This window comes from Pseudomonas sp. BE134, assembly GCF_031456105.1.
Taxonomy (GTDB): Bacteria; Pseudomonadota; Gammaproteobacteria; order Pseudomonadales; family Pseudomonadaceae; genus Aquipseudomonas.
Window position 1 is genome coordinate 1 of the sequence record NZ_JAVDUA010000053.1, and the last position, 19,034, is coordinate 19,034.

The window sequence follows — 19,034 nt, forward strand, 5'->3', positions numbered from 1 at the left end:
TTTGGCGCGCTTGGGTTTTGGCTCGGTCATTGGATTTCCTTGGGGTAGGCAGTCTCCTGCCAAATGACCGTTTACACAAAATTAATTACACCCTCCGGCCTCATCGCGAGCAGGCTCACTCCTACATTAGACCGCGTTCCCCTGTGGGAGCGAGCCTGCTCGCGATGACTGCCGAACAGGCAACACCTGAGCCACGCCCCACGCCAATTCAAAGACCAGGAAAATCACCAATAAAGAACTGGCGCCATGGAGCAAGGCGTAAAGCTGCCAAGCCGAAAACATAAACCGCGCCACCGCGTCATACTGCCCAAACACCTGCTGCGGATCACGAATCCGCAGCACGGCCCAGACACACACAATCGAGCCCAACAGATTCGCCATCAGCATGTGCATCGGCTCAAACGGCGGCAGCGCTCCGGGCAGATCGAACGCCTGACTCACACCCGTCAACACCCCATGCAAACCCGAAAAACTCCACGGCGTGACAAACGCCGCCGTCACGATCAAGTCGTACCAGGCGCTGCCCCGCACCACCCGGCGATATTGCGTTGAAGTCCACATCGGCCTTGCTCCATATATTCGAGGAGCAACAAGGCTAAAGCCTGGAGTATGCTCCAGGGTCAAGCCCTCTCGAGACGTCAACATGCGCATCGGTGAATTAGCCCAGGCCAGCGCGGTCAGCCGCGATACGCTGCGTTTCTATGAGCAGCGCGGATTGATCGCGGCGCAACGCAGCGCCAATGGTTATCGCGACTATCCAGCGGACATGGTGCAACTGGTGCAGTACATCAAAACAGCTCAGCGACTGGGTTTTACCCTCGGCGAAATCGGCAACAGCGTCGCGGCAATCTGGCAGTCACCCGATCCTGACAGTGCCGTCACGCAATTGCTGCAAGACAAACTCAAACTGATCGAAACCCGCATGGCCGAACTCGGCGCGTTGCGCAGCGAGTTGCAGCAACGGCTCGGCCAGCGCTGTCCTTTAAATCCGTGACCCTCTTTTTTCAAGGAAGCCACTCATGTCCAAGGCAAAAACCGCACTCATCATCGGAGCCTCCCGGGGCTTGGGCCTCGGCCTGGTGAAAACCCTGCTGGCCGACGGCTGGCAAGTTACCGCCACCGTGCGCAACCCGCAAAACGCCGACGCCCTGCGGGCCTTGGGTAACGTGCGGATCGAAAAACTCGACATGGACGATCAGCCTGCGGTGATCGCCCTCAGCCAACAACTCAAGGATGAAACGTTCGACCTGTTGTTCGTGAATGCCGGAGTCAAGGGCCCGGACGTTCAGACACCCGGCGGCGCGGCGTTGGCCGAAGTGGGCCAGCTGTTTTTCACCAACGCCGTGGCCCCGATCAACCTGGCTCAGCGTTTCATCGGGCAGATTCGCCCGGACAGCGGCGTGCTGGCGTTCATGAGCTCAGTGCTGGGCAGTGTGACCATGCCCGACGCGCCGGAACTGGCGTTGTACAAGGCCAGCAAAGCGGCGCTGAACTCCATGACCAACAGCTTCGTCACGCAATTGGGCGAGCAGAAACTCACCGTGCTGTCGCTGCATCCGGGCTGGGTGAAAACCGACATGGGCGGTGAAGGTGCGGACATTGATGTGGACACCAGTACTCGTGGGCTGGTTGATCAGGTCAATGCCTACACCGGCAAGGGCGGGCATCATTTTGTGAATTACAGAGGTGAAACCATTCCCTGGTAACCACCACCCTCATGTGCGAGCCTGCTCGCGAAAGCGGTGGGTCATGCAGCATTTATGGCGCTGACACAACGCCTTCGCGAGCAGGCTCGCTCCTACAAGGGATCATTCCACTCACCGAATTTTGGTGTCTTGTCGGGCGAAGCTTGCCCGGAACAGCGTTTTGTCCGAAACTCCGCACCTCGCCCCCGCGGCGATCCTGGATCAGCAGACAGGGTAATCACTGAGCTGGCAACCCTGAACCCAACTTTCAGAGGAGCCGGCCAACATGCCTGCATCCCGTACCTGGTTAAAAAATCCCCTCGCGATCTTCACTGCCAATGGCCTCGATGCCCGTGGCGGTCTGGTCGTGCAAGACGGTGTGATCGTCGAAGTGCTTGCCGCCGGCCAGCAACCGTCCGCCCCTTGTGGACAAGTCTTCGATGCCCGCGAACATGTGATCCTGCCGGGGCTGATCAACACCCATCACCATTTCTATCAAACCCTGACCCGCGCCTGGGCGCCGGTGGTCAATCAGCCATTGTTCCCATGGCTGAAAACCCTGTACCCGGTCTGGGCCCGCCTCACTCCGGAAAAACTTGCTCTGGCCACCAAAGTCGCGCTGGCCGAGTTGCTGCTGTCTGGTTGCACCACCGCCGCCGATCACCATTACCTGTTCCCCGAAGGCCTGGAAAATGCGATCGACGTGCAAGTCGAAAGCGTCCGCGAACTGGGCATGCGCGCCATGCTGACCCGCGGTTCCATGAGCCTCGGTGAAAAGGACGGCGGCCTGCCACCGCAGCAGACCGTGCAGGAAGGTGAAGTCATCCTCGACGACAGCCAGCGCTTGATCGCCGAATACCACGAACGCGGTGCCGGCGCGCAAATCCAGATCGCCCTGGCGCCCTGCTCGCCATTCTCGGTGACCCCGGAAATCATGTCCGCCAGTGCTGAACTGGCCAACAAACTCGACGTGCGCCTGCACACCCACCTGGCCGAAACCCTCGACGAAGAAGACTTCTGCCTGCAACGCTTCGGCCTGCGCACCGTGGATTATCTGGACAGCGTCGGCTGGCTCGGCCCGCGTACATGGCTGGCCCACGGCATCCACTTCAACCCGGACGAAATCGCCCGCCTCGGCGCCGCCGGCACCGGTATTTGCCATTGCCCAAGCTCGAACATGCGCCTCGCTTCCGGCATCTGCCCGACGCTGGACCTCACGGCGGCGGGCGCGTTGCTCGGGCTGGGCGTGGACGGTTCGGCGTCCAACGATGCATCGAACATGATGCTCGAAACCCGCCAGGCGCTTTACATTCAGCGCCTGCGTTATGGCGCCGAGAAGATCACCCCGAAACTGGTGTTGGGCTGGGCGACCAAGGGCTCGGCGAGCTTGCTGGGCCGCACCGATATCGGCGAGCTGGCAGTCGGCAAACAGGCGGATCTGGCGCTGTTCAAACTGGATGAACTGCGCTTCTCCGGTAGCCATGATCCGGTGTCGGCGTTGCTGCTGTGCGGCGCTGATCGTGCGGATCGGGTGATGGTCGGCGGCAAGTGGCGAGTGATTGATGGGCAGGTTGAGGGGCTGGACCTCAAGGGTCTGATTGCCGATCACAGCCAAGCGGCTCGACAGCTGATCGCCGGAACCTGATTCGCCGCCTGATCGTTCCCACGCTCCGCGTGGGAACGATCACCTATCGACTACAGGCCCAACAGCGACAACATGATGAATGTCGCGAACAGCACAAAGTGGGTCATGCCTTCGATCGCGTTGGTTTCACCATCGTTGAGGTTGATCGCGCTGACGATCAACGTCAGGAAGATCATCACCGTCTGCACCGGGGTCATCGCCATTTGAAACGGCTGGCCGGTGTAGAGCGCCATCGCTTCCATCACTGGCACCGTCAGAATCACCGTCGACAGCGACGCGCCCATGGCGATGTTGACTACCGATTGCATGCGATTGGCCAACGCTGCGCGCAATGCGGTCAAAATCTCCGGCGCCGCCGAAATGGCCGCCACCAGAATGGCTGTAATCACCGGCGGCGCGCCCGTCCCTTCCAGCCCCAGATCGAGGGTCTTGGACATCACCTCGGCCAGTGCGCCGATCACCACCACGCCAAACACCAACGTGCCGATACTCAGCACCAGATTGATCGGTTCAGGCGCTTCCTCCGGGACTTTCCGGCGGCGTTTTTCCGGGTAGCTGTAGCTGAAAAAATAACTGTGCGGCCCGACCTGCATCCGCAGGAACAATGCGTAGAGCACGACCATCGCCCCGATGGTGAAGCCCGAATACAGCTTCCAGTTGGCCTCGGGAATGAACTCCGGCACCACCATCGACACGCCCATGGCGGTGAGAATCATCACGCTGTAGCTGCGCGCCGAGTCATCGTTGTAGGACTGCTCGCCATGCTTGAGCCCGCCCATCAACGCGGCCAGGCCGAGGATGCCGTTAATGTCGAGCATGATAATTTTGTATACACATAAATCAGTGTCAAATTCAAAGTATGAATACAGAAAATCCCCACATCTCACATTCATACTAAGGGAGCGGTAGTGAATAATTAACTCACAGCGAGCCATTTAGTTAACATTTAACCCCGAGCGAACCATATAGCTTACATTTCATCCCGTGCGAACTATATAGCTTACATTTCATCCCGAGCGAACCATATAGCTTACATTTCATCCCGTGCGAACTATATAGCTTACATTTCATCCCGAGCGAACCATATAGCTTACATTTATACAAAATTTGACAAACCTGAAATAAGAAACTAGGTTAACCACTAATTCACAATCAAAATATCAATCGACTAACTTTGTTAGCCTGAGTCATTTCGAGCCCTCGAAAACCCATGACTAATCACACCTATGATTACAACGGCCATATAATATTTACTCATCCGGCACCACGATCAGGTAAAGGACGGAGGGATTCGAGTGTAATGGCATCCAAGTATATGAGCGACTCTAACATTCACATACTTTGCAATTCGCTCATACAAATGTGTCATACAGCAGCACTTGATACATTCTCCGCAAACTTAAAGCCATTGAAGCAAGTAATGTTGTTTTCCGAAAACACGAAACAAGACTTGCCGGCCAAGCTTTCAGAAGATTGGCAAGTGTTCATCATTGATCATTTTGCTTTTTCAGCACAAAGAATAAATATTGACATCACTTTCGAAACTTGGAAGGAAGACTGGAAGAGAGCAACAAGATTTTATGAGCGACTAATGATCGATAAAATCATTAGCCACCACACTGTAATACCAATTGGCTGTGGAAAGTCGGAAATCATCGAAGCGGGAAAAGAAGAAACTCCACCTCTTGGCGCAAGCTGTTTAACCCCCCCCATCCCTGCTTGTTCATTATCCGAATGGCCAAAAAGATGCTTTATTAGCACGGAGCTAAATAAAACCGACGAAGAGTTCTTAGGCGATATCCTATTCGAACTAAACTCAATAAATGACTCCGTATATAATGCTTGTCAGAAATACTGGAATGATGTCATGAGTGCCCATGACATGGGACGCAAAATGATTAATAACATCCCAACCTGCAAATTATTATTAATCACAAGTTCCTCCAATCCAATACAAGAAGCTAAGAAAATATCCAAACTCCCTTTAAGAGAACGTACAGCTTGGTTTCTCGCAATTGTAAATTACTATTTTACAAAAACAAAATTACTCAACGCCATATCATTCGAATCCATGAGCGAAATACCTATTTTGAAGGCAATGACCACCTCTGCCAGAAGAAAGGACATCACAAATGGCCTGAATGAAATACTCGGAAACCACTATTTTCTAAAGATCTCATCGAATGAAAAAATATGCCGTTCCTTAGGCATGCTGTCAGCTCGAGACTGTGCCGCTGCAGCATGCATAATCATCAAGGACAACCCCTGCTTCCCATCGATGGGATTGCAGTCGGCAAATTTACTTACGGTAGGAAATAGGCCATACCTACACTTAACCTCGGATGACAAACAGTTAATATTTGGAGTTGATAAGCCTCGAGCCAAGTCTCGAAAAATATCAATCTTTAACGAAAAAAGCGCAAAAATTTTTAAACAACTCGTAGAAGCGACTAAAAAAGGCCGTGAAAAAATAAAGAACAGTTCTAACTCGAGTGCTTACCGATACTTATTTATAACTGTTACAAGATATGGATCTATGAGCCCTGGGAATATCGACAAGATAATCACTGGCAACATTGGCCAAAACCTATATGACACAATCAAGCATGATCTTACCAACATAAACCTAAACAAAGAAACATTCACCCTTTCAAGCATACGCGTGACCCAAGGAATCATTGAATTTTTAAACACAGGAAGTATCAACGCCGTAGCTAAACTTTTGGGTAATACGGCGCAAACAGTCTTAAGCAGCTACATACCAAATTGGTTGATTGCACGACACGCAATAAAAGGACTAAGAGTATTTCAACAAAAGATAGTGATAGTTTCCAGCGCCAATAAGCCATGGCTCTTAGAAATAAGTGATTTTGAGAGCGAAAAAGATCTTTTGAAATTCATTGCAAAAATGTTAACTGAAGCCACCGGCCAAGATGCTATGGCAGCAGACATGCACAGAAAATTGTCCGGCAGCGTTCCTCATTCAGAAATCATGTTCACACCTCTAATAGAACGCAACCTACGAATTGATTTATGCCCTGAAAGCTTAGGGAATTTGTACGCTTATGCCGAATACTCTAAAAAAAATCTGGACAATGACCAACTTAATTTAACTGATGAAGAAACTGGTTTGACACCCCAGGCTTTTATTTACCTTGCGGATTTGATTTCTGACGCAGCTGAAAACAAGTATTCAAGCGAAGTCGAAAGCGCCATTCAATCATCATTAAAGGGAAAATCTTTTTTGGAATTCACCTTAACGCATAAAAAAGCGCTAAGAATTGCGGAGCATCGTTCTAGCAACATCAAAGTTTCACAAATTTTTAGTCGATGAGAAACCAAAATGGCCACGAGAAATGCCAAACGCATTTTAAATACCGATAAACACGTAGCATTATTAATAGAGAGATCTAAAAAACTTCTTGAGCCGAAAAATATTGTTTATAAGTCATCGTGGCTACTTGAGGGTAGTATCGGTAGTAAAAAGTGGGTCACAGTGTCAGGCACAGATGGAAAAACAACGGTAATCGATTTCGAATATATGCTCCCTGACGGTACCCGTCTGACGGGCGATGAAAATAGAGCAATCCTTGAACCATTACAAAAATTAGCATTTGAATTACGGAGCGGCCTCCTCCCGGCAAATATAGCACCAAAACTGTGGAGAAAAAAAATAAAATGGCTGATCAACCTTGCGCACTTCACCGTACTATATGAAGAAGAATTTAAGCCAAAAACACATGGTTTTAGCCTAATCAATGAAACTAATATACAAATCATGTTTCATGATTTAAGCATTGGTAGCTGGGCATCCGCACTAAAATTCCCCGACCGAGTTATAAATTTTCTTCATATAAAAACTTATGGATGCCCAGCCCCAGAACTTCTTTACGAAGATATTTATCACTTACCAGCTAATTTCATTAGCGACACATGTGACTGGTTAGCAAAAAGCGGGAATTACACTAGGACAAGGAGCCAAGGAATTGGCAAATCGATTGTTATGGGTACATTTTCCAGAAAATTACTTTGCAGCTTCCTAGGGACGCACTGGAGTGCTTTCAAAAGCATCCCGTTTCGTCTGTTTCTCAGGCAGTTTGAGCCAGAAATAACTAATGGTTTTTTGCTGGTGGATGCAGCCCGTCCAGATTCTGAATGCTTTTCACATAAAACACTCACCTTGAACGATGCGTCTAGACACAAGGTAGATATAAAGTCTTTTAAAGAACACATATATGCTTTCCAAACCTTTTTGTTAGGTAACATTTTCAATCCGAACTCAATTCCAAAAATAGAAATACACGCAAAACCATTAATACATAAATTTTCTGAAAATCTGACTCCTAGCGGACACACGCTGAAAATCCCTTACACGATAGGAATGCTTTATCTGGAAAAAGCAATCGAGTGGATTATGCGTTACGGCGATGCAATTATTGATGCAACTATTATTTTTGCCGAAGAACTTGAACATGCCAAGAAGTCTAATAGCGGGTCTAATCCTGAATGTACTATTGAAAATATCATTGAACCCTACTTCCACATGCTAACATCACGATTCCACACTAGATCATTCGACGACAATCCCGCCGAACTACTTACCTCCGCTCTAAATATCACCAGCTTCAATGCTAAAATAAAAAGAAACAGTGAAAATGGCCACAGATGTTTCACGGCAGTCATGCAGGCGCTTATAGGTGCGTGCGTTATAGTAATCGCACTTATGAAGCCAATGCGCGAACAAGAAGTTAGTCAACTTAAACGAAACGCTTTAACTATCAACGCTTATGACAAAACTTTAGAAAAAGAAAGCAACCTACAGCCCCAGATGTCTTCCTTGGGTTTTGATGAGGTTGACGCACAAACTAGATTCAGCGACAGTGGTGCGTTTCTAACTCATATCAATCAAAAGTCTGGCAGCCAGGGTTATAACTCTCTTGTACGCAGGCCAATTCCTTACGTCGCAACCATAACCATTCAAAAGCTTCAGCGCCTAGGAGATCGTTTATCAGCTATCTTTAATGACGACTCAAATCATGGAAAAGATCTGTTTTATTTTCCGAACATTTCCTCTTTCAGTAAACCGACAGGAAAAACTACCTCCGCGAGAATCGACCGATGCATAAATTATTTTGGCGATATGATCAGCGTGCCATTAGACGAATACGGTCGACGCTGGTACCCGACGATTCATGAGCTGAGAAAGTTCTTCGTTATGACTGTGGATTATCACGAACAGTTAAATGTGCGCGATGCCCTACAATATCATATGGCACACACCTCCACGGAACACCTCGATGATTATTTGGCTGGGGACGCTTACGATGACGATATTAATAAATACCAAGTCCAATCAATCGATGAGAAGCTGCTAGATTACGAACTGGGAAAAATTACTGCTGAAGGCAATTCTGGGATTATCAAGCTCTATAACTCAGTACTTAAACACTTCAAAGTTTCTAAACTTGGAGCAAGTCGTCAGACCGAGTATCTGCCGTTTATAGAGTCACTGCTCGCTAACAACGATATTCAGATAACCAGCTATATGATTCGGCTCGAGAGCTATCCTGGTGAAATTTTTGAAACTGACATCGCTATAAGATATGGTGGAAAATCAGATGCGCAATTCAACAATTGAGAATCTTGGTAGAAGGTATGATTGGCTTAACCAATTAATAAACTCAAATGCCGCTGCATCAAAATCTGCAATTTTAGCACTTAAGAACATGCGAACTTTTTGCGCGCTTACGGTACCTGGCGTATTTGAAGAAATCGCATACAACACACTAAAGTCATGCGCACAAGAAAAAGGAATCCCTAGAGCATTAGCACCAGCTATAGCCGATCATTGGCTTTTATTGAAAAAACTACGAGCTGATGCATACGAGCAATTGTCGCCATCCCCCATATCAAACAAATTTGATGGCATTAACACACTAGAAAACCAAGAGAATTCAGCTTTACTTCAAGCGCACATTTGCGCAATAGCATACATTGAACTACTTCGCTTCCTGAACGACCTTATAAACAAAGACTCCACACTTTCTGAGTCTACCTCACTCAACATTGCGCGAAAAATTGCAGAGTCCAGCGAAAAATTCGACGCGATAAGCTCTCCATTTGTTCCTAACAATAAAAATTTCGCTGTTATCCAAGGTGGTATTTCATGAGCATCCCCCTTTACCGCACCCTTACAAACGTTGTATTACCGACTAACAGCGACATCAGCCCCACACATTCGCCCAAAACCAAAACCAAGGACAATAAATGTTTTAAAACTATACCTGCCTTAACACTTATGGTCTGGCCGAATGGTAAACCTTGCACTCTCATTAATCTGTGGCTGATGGAAAAGCAGGCATATGCTACTGGTAATTCGTGCGCTACGCTTGCATCTCAACTAACGCATTTTCTTAGGTTTTGCCATTCAGAAAGCTTAACTTTTGATGACCTTTCGGATCGATTAATATCAAAGTGGATCAATAAACTTGAAAAAGAAAGTAAGCAATACCACACAAACGAGTCGACAGACACTCTGACTGAAAGCTCTCGAGCTTCCAACCAAATCCACCATATTGGTAGCAGAGCTATTGAATTCCTTACCTGGTACCAAGAGTCATTCAGAAACCACAAAACAAATTTGATAGGTGTAATCGGCAGCGGCGCACCGATTACTGTTAAGAAAAAATTTAATAAACTTACTGGAAAATACAATCACTCTCACGCATCGATACCGAAACTTGGAGCAACTACTGGAGACAAACATGCAATGCCTGAAAGTTATATCTCACTTATTGAGGACGAAATCTTCAAAAAACTTGAGTTATCACTTATCTCAACCCATTCTCGCTTCAACAAAAACGATACGTGCCCGATATTAAAAGCTACTCGCCTGTATTTATATAGTCGTCGTGTTTTTTTGAACTGGATTCTTGATAGAACCGGATGCCGCCCCTCGGAAGTAGTTGACATGTCATTGGCAAAAAACTCTAATACTGCAAAGACATTAAAACTACTAATACCCACTAAAAAAAAGAGAAGCAAAATCGCTCCGACTAGGAGCTTCCCGATTTCGCTTATAGACTCTATTGATTTCAATCAATACCTTGATGCACGCAAAGCTTATGTGGCGGCTCTTATAGACGGCAAAGTAATTACCTGCGATCCGGGCACAATGATGATCGGCGAAAAAGGTAAGCCGATCAAAACTGCGTCATTACTTGCTGATTTTCGTAGACTCGCTCATTCAGCAGGATTATCCGAGGTCAAAATTTGCGCATCGATGTACAGACATCGATTCATCACCCGTCAAATCATGTTTGCAATGGAAAAATATCGGGCAAACAAAGTGTCAGTTCGTGATTTGTGGTCGCCAATTTACCAAATTAAAATTTGTGAAGATATAATCAAGCTTACAGGTCATGCGAGCGTTAACTCCCTCACACCATACTACGATGAAACGTACAAAGCCTTCTCAAAAGCTTTTGATACTGCGAACGATGACTATAATTTTGTCGAAGTCGATTCTACTCGATACAGAATCGGCGCACTTGCCTACCAAGCCAGATTAGAGGGGAACAGCCAATTCCCTATGGCACTCAAAGAATTCCAAAATACCTGGCAACAGAAGCTTGATATGAAGTTATATAACACAAACAAATAATAAAACATAATCAACTCGTAAAAAATTCTGAATCTACGGCTTTCCTTCGTTGTAAAAATAGAATAGCAAACAACATGTAGTGCAAAGTACAAATTATGATAACCATTCTGCGTCAAACCTTTGTTCAGTTCCCTCTGGGAAGTCAATACTTTTATAACTACTCAATGTCATTAGCCAGTTCCAATTGACGGGAACATACTTCAATCGCGCGCATTTGCCCCGTTCGGCACGCTTGTTATCCCAGGTTGGCACGTAGAACGCTCTCATGCCATGGCCGCTGGATGTTTGACACTTGAACGTCACCGCAGCCTAACCGCTGCCAGATCTGCTCGGCGTACATTTGCTCTATCAATAATTATCTTCAGGCATCGGCCGAGGCAAGACTCAATAATTACGAGAATTTGGAAACTGCTGCGTTGGTCTCAACCTGAGCATCGCCATCCCACTCGTCGACTGACGCCAACTCTAGTATTAGCGCCTCTATTTGCCCTCTGATATTTGCAATGTAGAAGTCGATGTCGATTTGACCCACGTACCGACAAAAGACTGTCTCACCCTCAAGCTGACACAAATTCCGCACAGGCAATGGTTCGCGAAGTGTCAGGCTGGGTCATTGATATTTGGTAACTGGCTCGATTCGATGTCGGCGCCAACAAGCATGTTCACCCCTTCTGAAAAAGCTAAGGCTAAACCGGGTCAGTGGGCCCGAACCAGCGACATCTCCATTGCCCACTGCGTAGGCCCATCAGACACGGGATAATGTGATTTCGATGGGTTACCTAGCTTAGACGTCTTGGTGACTCCCATGAAGTGATACGCACCGCTTTACTCCTTCAGCCTTTCCATCTCGCGAGCCTCCTCCCGAGTCAAGGTTACGGTTACCACCAGATGGCACTGTTGCTTCAAAAAGGACTGCCTACCATTTTCAGTTTTCAAATCGTAGCCAGGCGTTGGTGAATGGAAAAAAGTGCCTCGTGAGTATCGACTTCTTGCTCAGGACGTCACTCGTATGCCGCCACGGGACTATAAAAACCAGCTTGAAACGCGACAAAGCACAAATCGAAAAACCAATACTTACCTATTGTTTAAAACCTATGCTGCACAACTAGAACCCATAATTTTACACATGACAATATATACATATTATCCCACCCTCCCACACGCACTTTAACTATCAATATCAATTGACAACTTTTTTTGACGTCAGAAAAAATATTTACACCTTGACTTGAAATAACAAAAAAGACCAACTATGGTTTTTATCAAAGAGCAATACTTCAAAAAATGAGGCGAAAAAAATGCCGCACCAAGCTTAACAACTACTATCAGGAAACTTATGCAACACTCTCGACTTCTTCACACTGCGGACAACTATGAAACCATTAACAACCCAAGCTGTACGATATTCCTGACTCTCGAGAGCAATTAGCCACATGATGTTCCCAATCATGTGGTGTTCAGTTGCTAGCAATGGAAAACCCCAAACCTTGAAGTGATACCACAGGCAGCCAATATGACACTTTCACACCTGTTTCACCCCGACAGCACTCCCGTAGCATTCGACAATACTCTCCACTACGTCGTGTTCAGCGTTCTGCAGTGGAAAACCCCTAATCTTGACGTGATGACAAAGGCCGGCAAACAGCGCTTCGCTGTCCTGTACAACCAGCCTCTAGAAGAAAGCTTCGTCATGGAAACTCTGGTACAAGCACACATCCAAGGCGCCATGTCTGGGGTGAAGGTGGTAGCCGTTCACAAAAACTTTCTCTATCTCTTTTTAAGCAACCATGTCGAGGGCACTACCGTCCCTGCTATCGAGTCCCTGTGGACTCCAATCAAAAAGCTAGATCTCAATCGGGGATTGGAAGTGGATTTCGCGTGTGAGAACGAAGTCTATTCAGGCCGCTCTGATTACCCGTTTTGGCCAGAAGTCAAAGAAATCCTTGAGTCCAATGTTTTGGGGATTGAGCAGTACCAGGTGCCGGTTCTCCATGACTGCTCAGAAGAAGTGTTCTACGGTGATGACCTGGAAGCTCACGCACTTCATGTAGATATCCGCCAGTCCTTCACTTCTGAACCAGCGGCGCCCACCCAACTCTGTTCGGGGGTCGTGGCATCTGTAGATTCCATGTTGGGCCACACAAACTATTCGATGACGGAATGTTACGTCTGCCCGGCTCATAAAGAGCCAGACGCCTAAGGCCCAAGTCGAGCGGCGGTGCTACATATCGAAGCTTAGCCTCCCCGCAGTGACGATCATCACGTCCCTTCGCCAAAACGGTGTCAATCTTATGATCTATTCTCGCTGGCTTTATACCGAGCACGAGCACCCCCACAATAATGATGGTGAGGGCGCATACACAATTTTTTCTACGCAGCAATTATTCGGCGCTGACTGCATGCCACTAGATGTTATGTGCATTCAAAAATTTGCTGTGCTGTGGGAAGACCAACCCGACACAAGGGTGATCGATTTGATCGAGCAGTCGATTATCTTGGCCATTCTCTCCCCAGTGAAGTTGTTGCATGCCTCCAAGGGGATGCTTGTCGTCGTGTATGACTCCACATTAGTCGGCGAGAATTATGAGTTGTTTCACCTCGCTTGGGCGGACATCGCTTCCAGTGTGATGTATGAAGAATGGACTGTACTACTAATCAACGATACCAATGCAGGATTCGGCTTTGATGGAGGCAGGATTTTTAGAAAGTTCGCTCGCGGCATTCTGGACAATAGCGATATTGGGATCACAGAGTTTACGCGTGATATGTTCCTTTTCAAGGATGACTGGACGCCTGAAAATGTCTTCGGGCCAGACTTTCGTGCGGAAACGGAGGCCAAGTCGAAACAGCGTCGAGAAGGGCCAGATTTATTTGATGACGACGTGGATCTTTGATTTTGGTCTGGAACGCCGTTAGGACATGTATGAGATGGTTTGAGCGAAGCATGGGATGGTTATGGCAAGACAAGAAAACCAAAGCCGAACAACGGCGAGGGCGGACGTTCATCGCTTCGATTAACGCCTTGAAGACTCTACAGCTCACGCCGGGAGGAGGTATGTCGATAGATCCCCAAGAGATACGCGAGCGCGTAATTGAGTGTCGTCATGCGCGAAAGCACCTCGTTCGACGCCCCTAAACCGCGAGGCTGAATAAATGCTCACAGCTCAAGAGGTCTACCAAATACTGCGCGATGCCTCTATGGCGTCACGCCCAATGCAGAGAATCACCAAGGCGACTTGGGGCGAGATCTACTGCGGGTTGATGACCATAGATGTTGATGGCTGGATGATCACATTCTTCATAGATTGTGGTGACTTAGATTACTGCGACAGCTGCTTCTCCCCGGACGGAAGAAAGTATGACTTCAGTGCAAAAGACGGTTTGGATCCAGTCGGGCTTCTATCCCCTTACGAGCATCATCAGCTTGAGGAACTGCTTCGCCATATCTGAACAATTTGGCATTGTTCGACCACACTGCGAGGCCACCCCATCTGAAAAACCTAAGACTAAGCCGGGCCAGTGGGCCCGAACCAGCGACATCTCAATCGCCCTCTGCGTAGGTCTATCAGCCACGTGAAGACGTGATCCCGATGGGGAGCGAATCATCCTCGCCTCTGCGCCTGCGTAACGCCCACGAACTGGTATGCACCGCTTTGCTCCTTTAGCTTTTCCATCTCGCGAGCCTCTTCACAGCTCTGCAATAAGTGTCACCGACCATCACAAAAACAAAGCCCCGGAGGTTCGCGGCTCTAGGGCTTCTATTTTCGCCTCCATCCCTTAATGGCAGCGAACGTGGCGTGCACAATACCAGTGGCTGTCAGGTATTTCACTACAACTATAGGTAACGTGTTCGGTCAGCAAAACGTCGGGGAGAGGGCATGGAATTCACTCGAGGCGGTAACAGTCTGCTTGGTGACGTCAAACCAGAACGCCCTCCTCCAGTTGACCGATAAAATCCAATACGGCTTTCGTTTCCACCCTCGTCCCCAGCATCTCGATTGGAAGCTTCGACCCGAGCCCTCGAACCGGCAAAGCAATCCATTTGATAGCTGCGGCCTTATTGTTTTCGAAGAGGGAAAGGGCTTCGTCAAAGAGAGTTACCAATGCAACCAGGCGGTCGCTTTCTACGGTATTGAACCTCCCTGCTTTCGCCCTACGGGCCATCGTTGTGGGTGACATGCAAATAGCCTTGGCAATAACCCCTGGCTGCACCTGCAGAAGGCGCGCTATCCGCTCAAGGAATTCGAAAGGCAGTCCTTCGCGAACCAGGTCATGAAGCCTAGTACCGCGTGAAGGCAGCCTGAGGGTCATCCAAATGCTTGGTGGGATTTGGGGCCCTGGTTGGTATTCCTTGATCGATGACAGCACTTTCACCTCCATCTGAAAAACCTACAACCAAGCCGGGCCAAGTGGCCCGAATCAGCGACATCTCCAATCGCCCGACGCTTAGGTAAATCAGACCCGAGATGACGAGGAATCGATAGGTAGCGAAATCATCCTAACCTTTCGGCGGGCAATTGACATAGGGCACCGGAATTCTATGTACGCAGACCGGAATTTGGTCAGCGCTTCCTAGCCAAAGCAATCACCGGAACTTAGTGAGCGGCCCGATTTACATGGCCTGCAGCCGACCGGAAACGAATATCGGGGGTTTTATCTCCCACCGTCCATCATCAGCATCCCTGGCCCGTTCGACGTGCAACGAACCAACATATACCGAGACAGGGCACCAGAATTTGGTGAGCGGCCCGGTTTACGTGGCCCGCAGCCGGCCCGAATCGAATATCGGGGGGTTTATCTCCCACCCTCCATCAGCACCGTTCGGCGTGCAACAGACCAAGCTATCGACATAGGGCACCGGAATCCTGTGTACGCCGACCGGAAATTGATGAGCGCTTCCTGGCCGAAGCAACCACCGGAACTTGGCGTGCGGCCCGGTTCACATGGTCTGCAGCCTACCGGAGCCGAATATCGGGGGTTTTATCTCCCACCCTCCGTCAGCACCGTTCGGCGTGCAACAAACCAGGCTATCGACATAGGGCTCCGGAATCCTGACTACCGCTCTGAGTCGTCACCAGCTTCGTGAGTCCGTTACACATGCGTACAGAACAAACTCGCGATTGGCGGAAACAGGCGTCAGCCCAGACACGATGCCGGCGCTCCTAGCGCTGTTAATCCAAGGCTCACTACCTCGCACCGAACTCGTAACCTTTACCGGTCTTCCACGTGAAGCAGCGAGCGACCAGCTCAATCGGCTCAACCCCGGTATCGTGGTGAGCTCGCCATCTAACCTCCAAAGGCTGGAGGTAGGCTTACCGGCCTGGTTTGCCCAGGTTATCCTTCCCGATTTTCATTTAGCATGAACTTGACGGTAAGCCGGGCAATAGCCCGGAGGGGCGATAAGGTTTATAGCCTTGACTAGGATTGCAGAGGTTGTTCTAGCTTTAAAATTAATCCATGGTGATTTAGTACCGCCAGTGGCACGCAGCTCGAGCTGCTCTCACTAGTAGTTTCCAGAACATCCAAAGGCTCACCTCCTGCTGCTTCCATCAAACTGTTAGCTAGCCAAACCGCGTCAAGCATGCTGAACGAATAGCACATGAACTCGAATACAAGCTCTGCTCCACCGTCCTCAACTGTGTAGACGCCCACTTGCTCAGTTGTATCATTCGTATCTGTTGAGAGCTCGACAAAATAAACCGTGCTTTCGGATCCGTGACAACTGAATTCCCCGTCGGCGGTATAACTCCAATCTCCGGATACTCTTTTATGATATTTGCGCTCAAACATGCTGTCCCGTGCGGCTGGCGTTGGTACAAACCCTGCCAGATTTCCTACGGTAATGAGGACAGCATCGTAAAGACAGCGCGCGATCTCTTCAGCTACGGCGCTGGTGAACACGATTGATACAATATCTAAGTTTAGATTGACAGTATTCTCGCCCTGCCTGGAAACCTGACATGGATATTGGTCGTTGTACTCACGATCGCGCCAGCATGTAAAATCGCGAGCCACGTGAAATATTCGTGGCTCCCTTTCATCTTTACCCACAAACACCGCCATAAACTATGATTCTTAAAATCAAATCGGATGGTTTTGGGTGAATCTTTAACGCAGAAGAGAAATAAACTTCCGCGATTGCCACATAAAACTGCTCTCGTGGCAGCGTGGTCGGGCCCGAAAGCCCATAAACTTAAGACCTTTATCTCAGGCAGGGACTATCGAGCGCAGACGGATTTCGAGTAATGGAAATGCGCGATGAGCGCTATAGATGCATCTAGGCCAACGGTTTGCTCATTGCTCTGTAATTTCTGCTCTTGCACCCCAATGCTGCATAGGATCCATGGCTCGGTGTAACCTGAGCAAACGCCAAGTAAGGTCTCTCATGCCATGAGCATTGAAGCAAAGCTCCTTCATCTCCAAGCCATCCAAAACCTCCTCGCGCCATACCGCTACCTCTATTGCGTAGACCTTGAGGCAACCTGTGACGAGGTGGATGAGTCGGAATCACCAAGGCCGCTTGCAGTCGTCCCTAATCATATGGAAAACGATTGAAATTGGCGTGGTGGTGATCGATTTGGAGACGCTTGAGATCGTCGATGAGTTCCAACGTTTCGTCCGACCTCAAATCAATCCCGTCCTCACCGCTTTCTGCAAAAAGCTCACATCCATTCAACAAGCGGATGTGGACAGTGCTGGTACCTATGCGGAGGTTGGCCAAGAGCTAGGAGCGTTTATTGCACGATATCCAAATGCAGCTTGGGCATCGTGGGGTGACTATGATGCAAGGCAGCGTGAGCGAGACGCTGGGTTTACTGCGTGCCCCTCCCTGCTCGAAGGCTTGCCCCATTTCAATGCTAGGAAATGGCATGCAGGGTTATATAACAATCGACCGGAATCACTTAAGCAAACGGTAGAGTCGTTGGGCTTGGTTTGGCTGGGTACCTATCACCGAGGGATAGACGATGCGAGAAATGTGGCGTCCATCGTCAAGGAGATGCTTGGCTGACTAAGCCGAGCCTAAGGCCCGAAGGAGCGATAGCCAAAGTAGCTTTAGCTCCGCAGCCAAACATATTGCCTATCGAATCTCACATGAGCCACTCGCGCAATGTATGGCGCCCGCAGTCAGTCATGTAGCGAGAGCTGCCTCGATCAAGCGTGCGTCAGATACGGCTCGGCGTACGTCTTCTATGGCGCCCTCAATTGCGTCTTGAGCAGAGGGTGTAGACGCCGACGCCGAATTGCCCCACGTGCGACGCAAGACTGCCCCACCCCAAGTAGGCAGAAATCTAGCGTTGGCAATGGTTCTCGAGGAATCAGACTGGGTCAGTGACATATCGGCAACTGGTTCAATTCGGCGTCAGCGCCAACACTCTTAGCTCCTCGAGAGAAGTTCGTTACATCTATGGCCAGCGCACCAAATCCAGCTCTTTGATCCTCAGTGCCATGGCAATGTCGGAAACGCCGAATTGCTGTGCTAGCGAGTTCATTGCCCTTCCGTTGAATCTGGTGCAACGAGCCAATGCTATCTCACGATCGAGTGAAACTTGAGATGCGTACAGTACGGAGTCAGGGTCGTTGGGATTTAGATGATAAGAGCTGACGTCACTGAACTGGAATTGTCTTTTGCATTCAAACTGCTGTTCAAATTTAGAAAGCAGGAGCCTGAACGGCATCAAGAAACATGCGGCAAAATAATCCGCTTCGCGTTCAATTAGTGGTTTGGGCGACAGCAAATGATAGCCCCCCAACGGTCGATCTCTGAGCATGATCTCTTGCTCATGAAGCAGGTAATGGCCTATCTCGTGAGCAGCAGTAAATCTTCTTTCATGCAGCGGAAATTCCGTTGAAATTACGATTTTTCCGGATCGTCGATCAAATAACCCTGCTGCCTGGAAACGCTGTCCCTGTGGTGCAAATCTCGGAGAACCTAGCGTTGGCAGCTCTGGACTTGCCCCTACAAAACCGGACACCAACTCCCCGTTAAATTGATGCAGCTGCCAAGCGCCTGAACTCCCTCGGTGAGCGATAGTTCAAAGCG

The 19,034-nt window shown here is 48.9% G+C and carries 15 protein-coding genes and 1 pseudogene; 11 read left to right on the forward strand and 5 right to left on the reverse strand.

What is annotated here, in order from left to right; translation table 11 throughout:
• Positions 1–126: 126 nt before the first annotated feature.
• Positions 127–561 (reverse strand): hypothetical protein, encoded by a 435-nt coding sequence (locus J2Y56_RS27865; protein ID WP_007945908.1) that lies wholly within the window; start codon positions 559–561, stop codon positions 127–129.
• 82 nt (positions 562–643) lie between these two features.
• Between J2Y56_RS27865 and J2Y56_RS27870 the strand changes: the two genes are divergently transcribed.
• The 3 genes from J2Y56_RS27870 to J2Y56_RS27880 all read left to right on the forward strand — a co-directional run bounded on the left by J2Y56_RS27870 (position 644) and on the right by J2Y56_RS27880 (position 3,330).
• A complete protein-coding gene (locus J2Y56_RS27870) occupies positions 644–994 on the forward strand; it encodes a MerR family transcriptional regulator (RefSeq protein ID WP_007945909.1) in 351 nt (116 codons plus the stop codon).
• 25 nt (positions 995–1,019) lie between these two features.
• Positions 1,020–1,706, forward strand: coding sequence for an SDR family oxidoreductase (locus tag J2Y56_RS27875; protein WP_007945910.1), 687 nt, complete (start codon positions 1,020–1,022; stop codon positions 1,704–1,706).
• A 265-nt stretch (positions 1,707–1,971) separates the two neighbouring features.
• On the forward strand, positions 1,972–3,330 hold the full coding sequence (locus tag J2Y56_RS27880; RefSeq protein WP_310354005.1) for an 8-oxoguanine deaminase: 1,359 nt from the start codon (positions 1,972–1,974) through the stop codon (positions 3,328–3,330).
• Positions 3,331–3,380: 50 nt separating this feature from the next.
• Here J2Y56_RS27880 and J2Y56_RS27885 read toward each other — a convergent pair.
• Positions 3,381–4,163: pseudogene (locus tag J2Y56_RS27885) on the reverse strand (calcium:proton antiporter); the annotation flags it as partial.
• A 587-nt stretch (positions 4,164–4,750) separates the two neighbouring features.
• Between J2Y56_RS27885 and J2Y56_RS27890 the strand changes: the two are divergent.
• The 7 genes from J2Y56_RS27890 to J2Y56_RS27920 all read left to right on the forward strand — a co-directional run bounded on the left by J2Y56_RS27890 (position 4,751) and on the right by J2Y56_RS27920 (position 14,443).
• Entirely contained in the window at positions 4,751–6,664 is a 1,914-nt protein-coding gene (locus tag J2Y56_RS27890) for a hypothetical protein (protein ID WP_310354007.1), read from the forward strand.
• A 9-nt stretch (positions 6,665–6,673) separates the two neighbouring features.
• Complete coding sequence (locus J2Y56_RS27895; RefSeq protein WP_310354010.1) at positions 6,674–8,968, forward strand: hypothetical protein; 2,295 nt, start codon at positions 6,674–6,676, stop codon at positions 8,966–8,968.
• Positions 8,949–9,500: a hypothetical protein gene (locus J2Y56_RS27900; RefSeq protein WP_310354012.1), complete on the forward strand. Its 552-nt coding sequence runs from the start codon at positions 8,949–8,951 to the stop codon at positions 9,498–9,500. The genes J2Y56_RS27895 and J2Y56_RS27900 overlap by 20 nt, the downstream gene beginning before the upstream one ends.
• The gene (locus J2Y56_RS27905; RefSeq protein ID WP_310354015.1) at positions 9,497–10,993 is read left to right on the forward strand and encodes a hypothetical protein; all 1,497 of its coding nucleotides are present in this window, start codon (positions 9,497–9,499) and stop codon (positions 10,991–10,993) included. Before J2Y56_RS27900 ends, J2Y56_RS27905 begins: the two co-directional genes overlap by 4 nt.
• Before the next feature lie 1,513 nt (positions 10,994–12,506).
• Positions 12,507–13,193, forward strand: coding sequence for a hypothetical protein (locus J2Y56_RS27910; protein ID WP_310354019.1), 687 nt, complete (start codon positions 12,507–12,509; stop codon positions 13,191–13,193).
• Positions 13,194–13,284: 91 nt separating this feature from the next.
• The gene (locus J2Y56_RS27915; protein WP_310354021.1) at positions 13,285–13,887 is read left to right on the forward strand and encodes a hypothetical protein; all 603 of its coding nucleotides are present in this window, start codon (positions 13,285–13,287) and stop codon (positions 13,885–13,887) included.
• A 259-nt stretch (positions 13,888–14,146) separates the two neighbouring features.
• Positions 14,147–14,443, forward strand: coding sequence for a hypothetical protein (locus tag J2Y56_RS27920; protein WP_310354024.1), 297 nt, complete (start codon positions 14,147–14,149; stop codon positions 14,441–14,443).
• A gap of 468 nt (positions 14,444–14,911) precedes the next feature.
• On the opposite strand, the gene J2Y56_RS27925 is transcribed toward J2Y56_RS27920, so the two are convergent.
• Together J2Y56_RS27925 and J2Y56_RS27930 are read right to left on the reverse strand one after the other, a co-directional pair.
• Entirely contained in the window at positions 14,912–15,373 is a 462-nt protein-coding gene (locus J2Y56_RS27925; protein ID WP_095056200.1) for an antitoxin Xre-like helix-turn-helix domain-containing protein, read from the reverse strand.
• Positions 15,374–16,411: 1,038 nt separating this feature from the next.
• Complete coding sequence (locus tag J2Y56_RS27930; RefSeq protein ID WP_310354029.1) at positions 16,412–17,056, reverse strand: hypothetical protein; 645 nt, start codon at positions 17,054–17,056, stop codon at positions 16,412–16,414.
• Between the two features lie 433 nt (positions 17,057–17,489).
• On the opposite strand from J2Y56_RS27930, the gene J2Y56_RS27935 reads away from it, so the two are divergent.
• Positions 17,490–18,002 (forward strand): 3'-5' exonuclease, encoded by a 513-nt coding sequence (locus J2Y56_RS27935; protein WP_310354031.1) that lies wholly within the window; start codon positions 17,490–17,492, stop codon positions 18,000–18,002.
• Positions 18,003–18,396: 394 nt separating this feature from the next.
• On the opposite strand, the gene J2Y56_RS27940 is transcribed toward J2Y56_RS27935, so the two are convergent.
• Positions 18,397–18,966 (reverse strand): ImmA/IrrE family metallo-endopeptidase, encoded by a 570-nt coding sequence (locus tag J2Y56_RS27940; RefSeq protein WP_310354034.1) that lies wholly within the window; start codon positions 18,964–18,966, stop codon positions 18,397–18,399.
• Positions 18,967–19,034 lie beyond the last annotated feature (68 nt).